This is a genomic window from Streptomyces niphimycinicus, assembly GCF_018883605.1.
GTDB lineage: Bacteria > Actinomycetota > Actinomycetes > Streptomycetales > Streptomycetaceae > Streptomyces > Streptomyces niphimycinicus.
This window is the reverse complement of record NZ_JAHLEM010000654.1, coordinates 1-12,297: the sequence shown is the minus strand read 5'-3', so window position 1 is coordinate 12,297 and position 12,297 is coordinate 1. Positions and strand designations below refer to the sequence as shown.

Sequence of the window (12,297 nt, the reverse complement as noted above, 5' to 3'; positions counted from 1 at the left end):
GGGACGGAGGCCGGGGCCGGAGGCCCGTCCGGGCGGGTCCCGCGGCGGGGCTCGCCGCCCCCGGGCGGTGGGGCGTCCCGCCGACCGGGGGCGGGTGGCGTACGGGACCGCGGCGCCCGGGAAGGGGCGGGGTCAGGCGTTCAGGCTCAGTACCTCGCGGAGCGCTCGCGTCAGCGCGGCCTCCGGGTCGGGGACCGAGCGTTCCACTCGCCAGGCGACGAAGCCGTCGGGGCGGACCAGGACCGCTCCGTCGGGGGCGGTGCCGTGGAGTTCGGCCCAGTCCGTGCCCGGTTCGGGGGCGAGTTCATGGTCCGGTCCGTCGCCGACCCGGTAGCAGTCCAGCGGTACGCCGAGGGCGTCGGCGGCGCGGTGGCCCGCCTCGTACCAGGAGGTCCCGCCCGGTCCGGTGAGCAGCACGCAGGTGCGCTCGTACAGGTCGAGGGTGGACAGCCGCACCCCGCAGCGGTGCACCCACATATGGGGTGCGCGGCTGCCGGGCTCGGCCGAGACCATGAAGCGGTCGGGCACCGCGGGCGCGGCGGGGTCGGCGCCGACGACCGCGCCGCGCACATAGCGGTAGCCCATCGCGACGGCCATGACATTGCTCTGCGGGCCCCGGTCCTCGGTGGCGGGCGCCGAATACCCGGGGTGGCTGTGCTCGGCCGAACGGGCGGCGGCGCGGGCGCTGGTGGCCTGGGCGACCGGCCGGCGTTCCATGCCGTAGGTCTCCAGGAGTCCGGGGCCCGCCCAGCCGCCCATGACGGCGGCGAGCTTCCAGGCCAGGTTGTGGGCGTCCTGGATGCCGGTGTTGGAGCCGAAGGCGCCGGTGGGCGACATCTCGTGCGCGGAGTCCCCGGCGAGGAAGACGCGGCCGTCGGAGTAGTGGTCCGCCACCCGCTCGGCCGCGTGCCAGGGCGCCTTTCCGGTGACCTCGACCTCCAGGTCGGGCATGCCCACGGCGGTACGGATGTGCCGGGCGCAGCGCTCGTCGGTGAACTCCTCCAGCGCCTCGCCGCGCTCGGGGTGCCAGGGGGCGTGGAAGACCCACTGCTCCTGGTTGTCGACGGGCAGCAGCGCCCCGTCGGCCTCCGGGTTGGTGAGGTAGCAGGCGATGAAGTGGCGGTCCCCGACCGCGTCCGCGAGCCGCTTGGCGCGGAAGGTGATGGACACGTTGTGGAACAGCTCGCCGCGGCCGCTCTGCTCGACGCCGAGCGCCTCGCGCACCGGGCTGCGGGGGCCGTCGGCGGCGATGAGGTAGTCGGCGCGGACCGTGGAGCGCCGTTCGGACCTGCGGTCCAGGAGCACGGCGGTGACGCCGTCCGCGTCCTGCTCGAAGGAGATCAGCTCGGTGGAGAACCGCAGCTCGCCACCGAGGTCCTGGGCCGCGCTCAGCAGTACCGGCTCCAAGTCGTTCTGGCTGCACAGGCACCATCCGGCAGGGCTGATCCGGGCGGCCTTGCCACCCGGGTCCATTTCCCGGAAGAGCCAGTTGCCCTCCGTACCGGTCAGGGACGGGGTCTGAAGAATTCCGTGGTTGTCGGCCAGGACGGACGCGGCCTCGCGAATCGCGGACTCCACCCCGGCGGTGCGGAACAGTTCCATCGTCCGGATGTTGTTCCCCCGTCCGCGCGGGTGGTGCGAGGTGCGCGGGTGTTTTTCGACCAGTAGATGACCGATCCCCAGTCGGCCCAGGAACAGTGAGGCGGACAGGCCCACCAGGGAGCCGCCCGCGATCAGGACGGGCACACGCTCAGCATTGTCGGCAAGACGGTTCATTGTGCTGCTATGCCCGGTGTTTCCGGGCTCTTCCGAGACGCTGACGAGGCGTTCGCTCGGATGGCTCACATATCTCGCGCCATTGGTGGGCGCGCCCCACGATCGTCTAACGGGCGGGTGTCCTCGATGCCCGGAAGGACGCGTCCGCGAAATAAGGAGTGGAATATGAGCACCCTGTCCGATGTTCCGGAGACCACGGTGAGCCCAGCGCCGACGACCGTGGAATCCGCTCTCACCGACACCAGATTGCGCGTCGTCTTGCTGGTGCAGGTCAACAGCGGTGCCGAGCAGCGCTTTCTGCGTGCCTATGACCAGTTGTCCCAGCAGGTGGCCGCGGTGCCCGGGCACATCAGCGACCAGCTCTGCCAGTCGATCGAGAATCCCTCCCAGTGGCTGATCACCAGCGAATGGGAAAGCGCCCCGCCGTTCTTGGCCTGGGTGGATTCTCCCGCGCACCGGGAGATGGTCAAGCCCTTCCACGGCTGTGTCGAGGACACCCGCTCGCTGCGGTTCAGCATTATGCGGGAGACCCTGACCGCCGGATCAGCGCCGGTCGATGTCACCACCCGGGGTGTCGACGCCGCGCTGCGGGTCGGCGACGGGCTGGTCCGCCAGGCCCTCACCTTCACCGTGAAGCCCGGCAGCGAGGACTCCGTCGCCAAGATCCTGGCCGATTACGCCTCGCCCGAGGCCCGGGTCGACGAGACCACCCGGCTCTCCCGCACCTCCGTCTTCATGAGCGGCAACCGGGTGGTGCGGGCCGTGGAGGTCAAGGGCGATCTGACCGCGGCGCTGCGCTTCGTGGCCCGGCAGCCGGAGATCAGGGCGGCCGAGGAGGCCCTCAATCCGTATCTGGAGGAGGACCGCAACCTCGACGACCCCAGCTCGGCACGGGAGTTCTTCGCCCGGGCGTCGCTTCCGGTGGTCCACCACATGATGTCCGGCGGCTCGCGCCCCGCCCAGGGCGTCCACCGGCACGCCCTGCTCTACCCGGTCAAGGCAGGCTGCGGCCCGGCGGTGGCCAGTCTGCTGGCCCGGCAGGACGAGCTTGCGGTGAACAAGGAGATGGCCTCGGAGCAGTCCGCCAAGACCCTGCTGAGCAGCACCATCTTCCAGCGTGACGACATCGTGGTGCGGCTGGTGGACCTGAGCGTGCCGCTGGACCGGCACCCCGCGATGGCGGCCGGTGTGAGCGGACGGCGGGCGGCCGCCGTGCTGGGCCGTCTCCTCGACCTCGGGGCGGACGGGGCGGTGATCGACCTGTCCGTGGACGACGGGCTGCGCCGCTTCCTCGCCGACTGCGACATGACCCCGATCACCGACCGCCAGGCGGCGGACCACTGACGGCCCCTCTCCCCCTCGTACCTTTCACCCCCTGTGGGGCGGACCGCGCAACGCTACCTGGAGGAACTCATCATGACCACGCAGCCCCCTCTCGTCGTCGACCTCGCCGCGGTCGCCCCCAACCGCCGGCGCGGTGGCGATGTGCGCGCCATGCTCACACCGCCGCTGGTGGGCGCCACGAGCGGCTTCATGGGGATGGCCATCGTGGGGCCCGGAGAACGGGTCACCGAGCACTACCACCCGTACTCCGAGGAGTTCGTGTACGTCGTCAGCGGCGACATGGAGGTGGACCTGGACGGCGAGCCGCATCCGCTCCGCCCCGACCAGGCGATCCTGATCCCCATCAACGTGCGCCACCGGTTCCGCAACGTGGGCAGCACCGAGGCGCGGATGGTCTTCCACCTCGGCCCCCTGGCGCCGCGCCCCGAGCTGGGTCATGTGGACACGGAGTCCGCCGAACCCGCCGAGGCGACGTCGTGACCCGACGGGTGGTGGTCACCGGGCTCGGCGTCGTCGCCCCCGGGGGCCTGGGCGTTCCGGCGTTCTGGGACATGCTCACCGCGGGCCGTACGGCCACCCGTAACATCACGCTCTTCGACGCCGAGCGGTTCCGCTCCCGGATCGCCGCCGAATGCGACTTCGACCCGCTGGCCGGCGGTCTGACCTTCGAGCAGATCGAACACTCGGACCGCTATGTGCAGTTCGCGCTGGTGGCGGCCAAGGAAGCGGTCCGGGACTCCGGGCTGGACCTCCAGGCGCTCAACCCCTGGCGGATAGGGGTCTCCCTGGGCAGCGCGGTCGCCGCCTCCACCCGGCTGGAGCAGGACTACGTCAAGGTCAGCGATGCCGGGGAGCACTGGGCTGTGGACCACCGCAAGGCGGGTCCGCATCTCCAGCACGCGTTCTCGCCGAGCGCGCTGTCCTCCGGGGTGGCGGAGCTGACCGGTGCGCAGGGCCCCGTGCAGTCCGTCTCCACCGGCTGCACCTCCGGTCTCGACGCGATCGGATACGCCTTCCAGGCGATCGAGGAGCGGCGGGCCGATGTGTGCATCGCCGGGGCCGCGGACTCGCCGATCACCCCGCTGACCGTGGCCTGCTTCGACTCGATCAAGGCCACCTCGGCGAACAACGACAACGCGGCCACCGCGTCCCGGCCGTTCGACGCCCACCGGGACGGCTTCGTCCTCGGCGAGGGCTCCGCCGTGCTGGTCCTGGAGGAGCTGGAGCACGCCCGGGCCCGAGGGGCGCGGATCTACTGCGAGTTCCGGGGCTTCGCCACCTACGGCAACGCGTACCACATGACCGGGCTGACGCGGGAAGGGCTGGAGATGTCCGAGGCGATCGACCACGCGCTCGGCCACGCCCGCGTCAACGGCGACGAGATCGACTACGTCAACGCGCACGGCTCGGGCACCAAGCAGAACGACCGGCATGAGACGGCGGCCGTGAAGCGGTCCCTGGGCGAGCACGCGTACAAGACCCCCATGAGCTCGATCAAGTCCATGGTGGGCCATTCCCTGGGGGCGATCGGCGCCATCGAGGTGGTCGCCTGCGCCCTGGCACTCGCCCATGGCGTGGTGCCGCCGACGGCCAACTACGAGACCCCCGACCCCGAATGCGACCTCGACTATGTCCCGCGCACCGCCCGCGCCCTCCCGCTGCGCAATGTGCTGTCGGTCGGCAGCGGGTTCGGCGGCTTCCAGTCGGCGGTGGTGCTGGGCCGGACGGACGGGAGGGCGGCATGAACGCTGCGATGAACACCCGGAACCGGGGCGCGGCCATCACGGGCCTCGGTGTGATCGCCCCGAACGGGGTGGGCACCGACGCCTTCTGGAAGGCGACCCGGGAGGGGATTCCCTGCCTCGACCGGATCACCCGCGAGGGCAGCGAGCACTTCCCGGTCCGGATCGGCGGCCAGGTCCGCGGCTTCGATCCGGGCTCGATGATCGAGGAGCGTTTCCTCGTCCAGACCGACCGCTTCACCCACTTCGCGATGGCCTCGGCCGATCTCGCGCTGGACGACGCCAAGCTGCCGGTGGACGACATGTCGCCGTTCGCGGTGGGCGTGGTGACCGCCTCCGGTTCCGGGGGCGGCGGGTTCGGCCAGAGCGAGCTCCAGCAGCTCTACAGCAAGGGGCCGCGCTATGTGGGCCCGTACCAGTCCATCGCGTGGTTCTACGCGGCCAGCACCGGCCAGGTCTCCATCCGCAACGGGTTCAAGGGCCCCTGCGGGGTGGTGACGAACGACGAGGCCGGCGGTCTGGACGCGCTCGCGCACGCCCGCCGGTCCATCCGGCGGGGGGCGGACGCGATGGTGGCCGGCGCCTCCGAGGCATCGCTGGCCCCGTACTCCATCGTCTGCATGCTCGGCTGGGACGAGCTCAGCCGGGCCCGCGACGCGGGCCGGGCCTATCTGCCGTTCACCGAGGACGCCTGCGGATTCGCGCCCGGGGAGGGCGGGGCGATGCTGGTCGTGGAGGAGGAGGGGGCCGCCCGGCGCCGCGGGGTGCGGATCCGGGGCTTTATCGCGGGGTACGGCTCGACCTTCACCGGGCCCTCCCGCTGGGAGCGGTCCCGGGAGGGGCTGGCCCAGGCCATCCGCGTCGCCCTGGAGGACGCGCGGTGCGCGCCGGAGGAGATCGACATGGTCTTCGCCGACGCCCTCGGCGTGCCCGAGGCCGACCGCGCCGAGGCGCTGGCCATCGCCGACGCCCTCGGGCCGCACGGCACCCGGGTCCCGGTGACCGCGCCGAAGACCGGCTTCGGCCGGGTGCACTGCGCGGCCCCCACGCTCGACGTGGTGGCCGCGGTGCTCGCCATGGAGCACCGCGTCGTGCCCCCGACCCCGTACGTCACCGACGTCTGCCATGAGCTCGACCTGGTCACCCGCAGCTCCCGCCCCGCCGAGCCGCGGACGGCGCTGGTGCTCAGCCGAGGGCTCATGGGTTGCAACGCGGCGCTCGTGCTCCGCGGACCGGAAGGAGATTACTGATGTCCAGTCAACTGTCCTACGGGGAACTGGCCACGCTGATGAAGCGGTGCGCCGGGCTCACCGTCGATCCGGACACGATGCAGACCCGGCCGGACTCCACCTTCGAGGAGTACGGCCTGGACTCGCTCGGTCTGCTCGCCATCGTCGGTGAGCTGGAGAACCGGTACGGCACCCCGATCGAGCCGGGTGCCGAAAGCTGCAAGACCCCCGGGGACTTCCTCGACGTCATCAACACCTCACTTACCTCAGGAGCATGAAGATGGCAGGCCACACCGACAACGAGGTCATGATCAAGGCGCCGTTCGACCTCGTCTGGAACATGACCAACGACCTGGAGAACTGGCCGCAGCTCTTCAGCGAGTACGCCTCGGTCGAGGTGCTCCAGCGGACCGGGGACACCACCACCTTCCGCCTCACCATGCACCCCGATGAGGACGGCAAGGTCTGGAGCTGGGTCTCGGAGCGGGAGACGGCCCGCGATGTGCGCACGGTATGGGCGCGCCGCGTCGAGCCCGGCCCCTTCGCGTACATGAACATCCGCTGGGAGTACGAGGAGGAGTCCGAGGGCACCCGCATGCGCTGGACCCAGGACTTCGAGATGCGGCCCGACGCGCCGGTCGACGACCCGACGATGACCGACCACATCAACCGCAACTCCCGTATCCAGATGGATCTCATCCGGGACAAGATCGAGCAGCGGGCCCGGGAGACGGTGGGGGCATGAGCGTGTACCGCACCATGATCGTCGCCAAGATGCAGCGGGACGCGGCCCCCCAGGTGGCCAAGATCTTCGCGGAGTCCGACCGCGGCGAACTGCCGGGGCTGATCGGCGTCACCGGCCGCAGCCTCTTCCAGTTCGGCGATGTGTATCTGCATCTGATCGAGGCCGACCGGCCGCCGGCCACCGAGGTCACCAAGTACGCCAAGCACCCGGAGTTCCGCGACGTCAGCGCCCGTCTCCAGCCGTATATGCAGGCGTACGACCCGGCGACCTGGCGCGAGCCCAAGGACGCCATGGCGCATGAGTTCTACCGCTGGGAGCGCGACGGGAATTAGCGGACGCGTCCCGCCGCACGGGGCCGCCGACGGAGTTCACACTCCCGGCGGCCCTTTCCTTATGCCCCGTCAGCGAAAATCTCACACTACTGGGCTCATCGGAATGATGTCTGCCGAAAAGGTGAAAGGACGTCGGTCCATTCGCGCGGCAAATGAGTGATCATTGCGCTTATCTACACCCAGAGGGCTTACAACAGAGCAGATCACAAGTCGCGCCGAGTGGCAGGGGGAGCCCTCTTCGCTGACGGTGGACAAGACGCCGATGCGATCCCTTTATCTGGCAAATAGTCAGTATCGTGACGGCGCCGGAAGGAATGACTCATGCGATCTACTCGCGCACTCTTCACCGGGGCGGCGATTGCCGCCACCCTGACCCTGGGCGCCCCCGCCGCCGCGTTCGCCGCCGACGTCTCGGACCCGGGCGGTCACGGTGGGTACTCGAGCAGCCAGGAGTCCTCCGAGGACGGCTATGGCCAGGGCGGCAGCTCCTGGAAGGACAAGGACGACCACGGCCGCGAGGAAGGCCGGGAGGACCACGGCCGCGAGGAAGGCCGGGAAGACCACGGCCGCGAGGAAGGCCGGGAAGACCACGGCAAGGAAGAGATGAAGGGCAAGGACGAGGGCGGCGACTTCGACCACGGTAAGGACGAGGGCCGCGACTTCGACCACGGCAGGGACGAGGGCCGCGACTTCGACCACGGCAAGGACGAGGGCCGCGACTTCGACCACCGCAAGGACGAGGGCCGGGAGCGCGACCACGACTGGTCCGGCGGCTCCTGGAAGGACCACGAGAAGGGCGAGAAGCCGCGCGGTGGCGTCCACACCGGTGGTGGCGGCATGGCCACCACAGGCAGCGGCATGGCCGCCGGCTCCGTCCTGCTCCTCGGTGGTCTCGGCGCCGGCGCCTACGCCCTGCGTCGTCGCAAGCCGACCGGCACCGCGATCTGAGCCTGACGTTTTCGTAATTCCGTGCTGCCGTGGCACCTCCGCCGAGCGGTGGTGCCACGGCAGCGCCACGAACGCTGTGAAAAGCGGCTGTGAGAAAAGCAAGTAAGAAAGGCGCTGTGAGAAAGGCGAACACCCCCATGGGAAAGCCGGCCAAGCAGGGCGCTGCCGACAGCAACACCCGCATCCTCCGCTGGGCCGCCGCGTCGGCCCTCATCGGCGTATTCCTCATCTACAACTCCGTCGACGCCGCCTCCCAGAACACCCCGGCGTCGGCCCGGCCCACGGCCAGCACCCCGGCGTCCATCTCCGAACCGGACAGCGATACTTCGGTCGAGGACGACTACGCGGACTCCCCGGAGTCGACGGCCGCCCCCGAGTCCCGTCCCGGACCCGCGCTGCCCCGCTCCCCCGCGTCTCATCTGGACATCCCCTCGATCGGCGTGAGCGCGCCCTTCACTCCCCTCTCACTGGACGCGTCGGGGGTGCTGGTCCCGCCTCCGGACACCGAGCAGAACCTGGTGGGCTGGTACGCGGGCGGCCCCTCCCCCGGTGAACGCGGCAACGCCATCGTGGCCGGGCATGTGGACACCAAGGTCGGCCCGGCGGTGTTCGCCCCCCTCAGCCAGCTCAAGCCGCAGGGCAAGGTGGCCATCACCCGCGAGGACGGGATCGTCGCGACCTTCGTCGTCGACAAGATCAAGACGTTCAAGAAGAACGCCTTCCCGGACCAGAAGGTGTACGGGGACACCCCCAACGCGCAGTTGCGGCTGATCACCTGCGGCGGGGCCTATGACCACACGGCCAAGGACTACACGGCCAATGTGGTGGTGTTCGCGCACCTCAGCTCGTACCGCTACAGCTAACGGACCAACACAGGCGGACAACAAACCCCACGGTGCCCGCGTCGTCGAGGACGGACGACGCGGGCACCGTGGTGTGCTTTCCCCTCCCCGCCCCTAGCGGCGGCCCGTGGCGGGCACCGTGGAGTCGAAGGCGTGCAGCGCGCCGTTGACCGGCCGGATGTCGGTCACCTTCAGACCGGCCTCGGTCATCCGCGTCACCATGCTGTCCTCGGTGTGCTTCCGGCCGCCCACATTGAGCAGCAGGAACAGGTCCATCGCCGTGGTGAAGGAGGAGGGGCTGTTGTCGACGAGGTTCTCGATCACGACCACCCTGGCGCCGGGCCGCGCCGCCGCGACCACATTGGCGAGCGTCCGGCGGGTGCTCTCGTCGTTCCATTCGAGGATGTTCTTGATGATGTAGAGATCGGCCTCGACGGGGACCTCACGACGGCAGTCGCCGGGCATCAGCGTCGCCCGCGAGGCCAGTGGCCCGCCGTCCCGCAGCCGCGGATCGGCGTTCGCCACCACCTGCGGCAGGTCCAGCAGCGTGCCCTCGAGCGCCGGATGGCGCTCCAGCAGACTCGCCAGCACATGGCCCTGGCCGCCGCCGATGTCCACCACGTCCTTGACCCCGTCGAGGTCGAGGAAGGCGGCGACATCGGCGGCCGACTGCCGGCTGGAGGTGGTCATCGCGGCGTCGAACACCCGGGCCGACTCGGGCGCGTCCTCATGGAGATAGGCGAAGAAGTCCTTGCCGTAGATCTCGTTGACGACACAGCCGCCACCGCGCACCGCCCGGTCCAGCAGCGGCCATGCCTCCCAGGTCCATGGCTCGGTGCACCACAGGGCGATGTTCCGCAGGCTGCCCGGGGTGTCCTCGCGCAGCAGCCGGGACATCTCGGTGTGCCGGAAGTGGCCGTCCACGGTCTCGGCGAAGATCTGACAGCAGGCCAGGGAGCGCAGCAGCCGGCGCAGCGGATCGGGCTCGACGTCCACGGCGGAGGCCAGCTCGCCGATGGAGGCGGGCTGCTCCCCCAGCGCGTCGGCGATCCGCAGCCGGACCGCGGCGCGCACGGAGGCCGCCCGTGCGGCGCCGAAGACGATCTCCCGCAGTTGCATGGGCGGCGGCAGCGCGGCCGGCGGGGGCGGTGCCGCGGCAGCGGGGGTGGTGGCGTCCACCGTGGTCATGACGTCGCCTCCGAGCACCGGCCGGTGGGCTCGGACAGCTCGCACACGTTGTCGGTGAAGGTGTTGTCGGGGCCCTTGTCCCGGTCGGCCAGGTCGGCGGGCTTGTTGCCGCTCAGCACATTGCGGCTGACGGCGTTCTTGGCGTTGGGGGCGCCCACGGCGCTGGTGAACAGCACGATCCCGCCGGACATGGGCGAGGTGCCCACGTTGCCGGTCACCTGGTTGCCCGTCACCCGGGTGCCCTCGGCGCCGGTGAGCACGATGCCCGCGCCCTGGATGAAGGGGAGCCGGTCGGTGGCCTCGCAGTAGGCGTTGTTCTCGTACACCGAGTTGTAGCGGACGTTCAGGTCCCCGGCGCGCGGGGTCGATTCGTCGCCGACGACGAACACCCCGGCGCAGTTGCCGGTGATGGTGTTCCCCTCGACCGTGAGGTCGCGCAGCCGGCGGACCACGACACCGGTCCGGTTGCCGCTGAGCCGGTTGCCCGCCACCAGGGTGCCCAGGGCGTCGGTGGCGCCGCCCTCGGCGTCCATGGTGTTGGCCAGGAAGATGCCGGACTGCTTGTTGCTCCGCGAGACGTTGTCGGCGAAGGTGCCTCGGGTGGACATCTCCTGGCCCATGCCCTGCTGGCCGTTGTCCTCGGCGACGGTGTCCCGCACGGTCATCCGGTCGGTGCCCGAGCCCCAGATGCCGTTCTTGGCGAAGCCGGTGACCTTCAGTGAGCCGATCCGTACATCCGAGACGGGGTCTTCGGCCGTCCCGGTGACGCAGATGCCGTGACCGGCCGCGCCGCAGGCGTTGTCCGACGGCTTCGCGGCCGGGGAGAGCACGGTGCTCTCGCCCGCGCCGAGCAGGGTCAGCCGGTCGGTGCTGATCTGGATGTTCTCCCGGTAGGTGCCGGGCCGGAGCTCGATGGTGTCGCCGGGCTTGGCGGCGTCCACGGCGGCCTGGACCGACTGGCCCGGCTGCACCACATGACGGGTCGCCGCCTGGTCGGCGGGGTCGACCGGGGCGGCGTGGGCGCCGGGAAGCTGGGCGAGTTCGATGACGAGGACGGCCGTGAGGCCGGCGAGGTGACGAAGTTTCGGAGTGCGCATGAACAGGAAGCTAGGTGCGCCGCGCACCACTCGCCACTTATGATCCTTCTGTCACCTATGCGCCGGATTACCCCACTTGGCCCTCTATTCGAGCACGCGCGAGGCCCCGACCGGCAGATCCCACAGCTCCTCGCGCGGGCGCCCGGTGGCCTCCCAGGCCGCGCGGATCCGGTGCAGCGGCTCCACGGGGGGCTCGGCCGCGAGCAGGAACGTCGACCAGTGCATGGGGGCCAGCACCCGCGCCCCCAGGTCCTGATGCGCCCGTACGGCGTCCTCCGGATCGGTGTGCACCCCCTTCAGCATCCAGCGCGGCTCATAGGCACCGATGGGCAGCAGCGCCACATCGATGCCCGGGTAGCGGCGGCCGATCTGCCGGAACCAGTGGCCGTAGCCGGTGTCCCCGGCGAAGTACACCCGCCGGCCGCCGGGCGCGGTGATGACCCATCCGCCCCACAGCGAGCGGCAGGTGTCGGTGAGGGTGCGCTTGCTCCAGTGGTGGGCCGGGACGAAGTCGAAGCGGACCGGGCCGTCCTCGCCGAGCAGTTCGGCCGCCTCCCACCAGTCGAGCTCGGTCACCCGGGTGAAGCCGCGGGTCCGGAACCAGCCCGCGAGCCCGGCCGGGACGAAGACCGGCGTCGCCCTCGGCAGCCGTTTGACCGTGGGCGCGTCCAGATGGTCGTAGTGGTTGTGGCTGATGACGACCGCGTCGACGGGCGGCAGATCCTCCCAGCGGACCCCCACCGGGGTGACCCGGGCCGGGGTGCCGAGGATCCGGCGCGACCAGACCGGGTCGGTGAGCACGGTGAGCCCCCCGATCCGCACCACCCAACTGGCGTGCCCCGCCCAGGTGACCGCGGTCCGGCCGGGGACGGGGAGCGGCAGCGGCCCCGGTTCGAAGGGCAGCTCGGGGATCTGCCGGAGCGACGCCACGGACGGTCTGAGCCGCCCCTCCCGGGCGAGCCGGGCCACGGCCCGCACCCCCGGCAGCGGCGAGGTGAGCCGATCCGCGAACGACCGCGGCCAGCGGCGAACCTCGCCCAGGGGGCGGGGGGCG

The 12,297-nt window shown here is 70.9% G+C and carries 13 protein-coding genes; 9 read left to right on the top strand and 4 right to left on the bottom strand.

Going from position 1 to position 12,297, the window contains the following annotated elements; genetic code table 11:
* Positions 1 to 132: 132 nt before the first annotated feature.
* A complete protein-coding gene (locus KN815_RS39290) occupies positions 133 to 1,776 on the bottom strand; it encodes an FAD-dependent oxidoreductase (RefSeq protein WP_216346588.1) in 1,644 nt (547 codons plus the stop codon).
* Between the two features lie 165 nt (positions 1,777 to 1,941).
* Between KN815_RS39290 and KN815_RS39285 the strand changes: the two genes are divergently transcribed.
* The 9 genes from KN815_RS39285 to KN815_RS39245 all read left to right on the top strand — a co-directional run bounded on the left by KN815_RS39285 (position 1,942) and on the right by KN815_RS39245 (position 8,979).
* A complete protein-coding gene (locus KN815_RS39285; protein ID WP_216346587.1) occupies positions 1,942 to 3,120 on the top strand; it encodes a SchA/CurD-like domain-containing protein in 1,179 nt (392 codons plus the stop codon).
* A gap of 72 nt (positions 3,121 to 3,192) precedes the next feature.
* Positions 3,193 to 3,600, top strand: coding sequence for a cupin domain-containing protein (locus KN815_RS39280; protein WP_216346586.1), 408 nt, complete (start codon positions 3,193 to 3,195; stop codon positions 3,598 to 3,600).
* The gene (locus tag KN815_RS39275) at positions 3,597 to 4,865 is read left to right on the top strand and encodes a beta-ketoacyl-[acyl-carrier-protein] synthase family protein (RefSeq protein ID WP_216346585.1); all 1,269 of its coding nucleotides are present in this window, start codon (positions 3,597 to 3,599) and stop codon (positions 4,863 to 4,865) included. Before KN815_RS39280 ends, KN815_RS39275 begins: the two co-directional genes overlap by 4 nt.
* Complete coding sequence (locus tag KN815_RS39270; RefSeq protein WP_216346584.1) at positions 4,862 to 6,112, top strand: ketosynthase chain-length factor; 1,251 nt, start codon at positions 4,862 to 4,864, stop codon at positions 6,110 to 6,112. Before KN815_RS39275 ends, KN815_RS39270 begins: the two co-directional genes overlap by 4 nt.
* Positions 6,112 to 6,369: an acyl carrier protein gene (locus KN815_RS39265; RefSeq protein ID WP_014055766.1), complete on the top strand. Its 258-nt coding sequence runs from the start codon at positions 6,112 to 6,114 to the stop codon at positions 6,367 to 6,369. The genes KN815_RS39270 and KN815_RS39265 overlap by 1 nt, the downstream gene beginning before the upstream one ends.
* A 2-nt stretch (positions 6,370 to 6,371) precedes the next feature.
* Positions 6,372 to 6,836, top strand: a complete 465-nt coding sequence (locus KN815_RS39260; protein ID WP_037962524.1) for an SRPBCC family protein — start codon at positions 6,372 to 6,374, stop codon at positions 6,834 to 6,836.
* A gap of 2 nt (positions 6,837 to 6,838) precedes the next feature.
* Positions 6,839 to 7,168, top strand: coding sequence for a TcmI family type II polyketide cyclase (locus KN815_RS39255; RefSeq protein WP_216346589.1), 330 nt, complete (start codon positions 6,839 to 6,841; stop codon positions 7,166 to 7,168).
* 321 nt (positions 7,169 to 7,489) lie between these two features.
* Positions 7,490 to 8,116, top strand: a complete 627-nt coding sequence (locus KN815_RS39250) for a hypothetical protein (RefSeq protein ID WP_216346583.1) — start codon at positions 7,490 to 7,492, stop codon at positions 8,114 to 8,116.
* A gap of 137 nt (positions 8,117 to 8,253) precedes the next feature.
* Positions 8,254 to 8,979, top strand: a complete 726-nt coding sequence (locus tag KN815_RS39245) for a class F sortase (protein ID WP_216346582.1) — start codon at positions 8,254 to 8,256, stop codon at positions 8,977 to 8,979.
* A 93-nt stretch (positions 8,980 to 9,072) separates the two neighbouring features.
* Here the strand turns inward: KN815_RS39245 and KN815_RS39240 are convergent, their stop codons facing one another.
* The 3 genes from KN815_RS39240 to KN815_RS39230 form a co-directional block, all read right to left on the bottom strand.
* On the bottom strand, positions 9,073 to 10,146 hold the full coding sequence (locus KN815_RS39240; protein ID WP_216346581.1) for a methyltransferase: 1,074 nt from the start codon (positions 10,144 to 10,146) through the stop codon (positions 9,073 to 9,075).
* Positions 10,143 to 11,243, bottom strand: a complete 1,101-nt coding sequence (locus KN815_RS39235; protein WP_216346580.1) for a right-handed parallel beta-helix repeat-containing protein — start codon at positions 11,241 to 11,243, stop codon at positions 10,143 to 10,145. Before KN815_RS39235 ends, KN815_RS39240 begins: the two co-directional genes overlap by 4 nt.
* An 84-nt stretch (positions 11,244 to 11,327) precedes the next feature.
* Positions 11,328 to 12,297, bottom strand: a 970-nt coding sequence (locus tag KN815_RS39230; protein WP_216346579.1) for an MBL fold metallo-hydrolase, incomplete at its 5' end; no start/stop codon positions are given.

Coding starts and splice junctions, on each gene's coding strand:
- KN815_RS39290 (WP_216346588.1), bottom strand. CDS start 1,776: ATGAACCGTCTTGCCGACAATGCTGAGCGTGTGCCCGTCCTGATCGCG.
- KN815_RS39285 (WP_216346587.1), top strand. CDS start 1,942: ATGAGCACCCTGTCCGATGTTCCGGAGACCACGGTGAGCCCAGCGCCG.
- KN815_RS39280 (WP_216346586.1), top strand. CDS start 3,193: ATGACCACGCAGCCCCCTCTCGTCGTCGACCTCGCCGCGGTCGCCCCC.
- KN815_RS39270 (WP_216346584.1), top strand. CDS start 4,862: ATGAACGCTGCGATGAACACCCGGAACCGGGGCGCGGCCATCACGGGC.
- KN815_RS39265 (WP_014055766.1), top strand. CDS start 6,112: ATGTCCAGTCAACTGTCCTACGGGGAACTGGCCACGCTGATGAAGCGG.
- KN815_RS39260 (WP_037962524.1), top strand. CDS start 6,372: ATGGCAGGCCACACCGACAACGAGGTCATGATCAAGGCGCCGTTCGAC.
- KN815_RS39250 (WP_216346583.1), top strand. CDS start 7,490: ATGCGATCTACTCGCGCACTCTTCACCGGGGCGGCGATTGCCGCCACC.
- KN815_RS39245 (WP_216346582.1), top strand. CDS start 8,254: ATGGGAAAGCCGGCCAAGCAGGGCGCTGCCGACAGCAACACCCGCATC.
- KN815_RS39240 (WP_216346581.1), bottom strand. CDS start 10,146: ATGACCACGGTGGACGCCACCACCCCCGCTGCCGCGGCACCGCCCCCG.
- KN815_RS39235 (WP_216346580.1), bottom strand. CDS start 11,243: ATGCGCACTCCGAAACTTCGTCACCTCGCCGGCCTCACGGCCGTCCTC.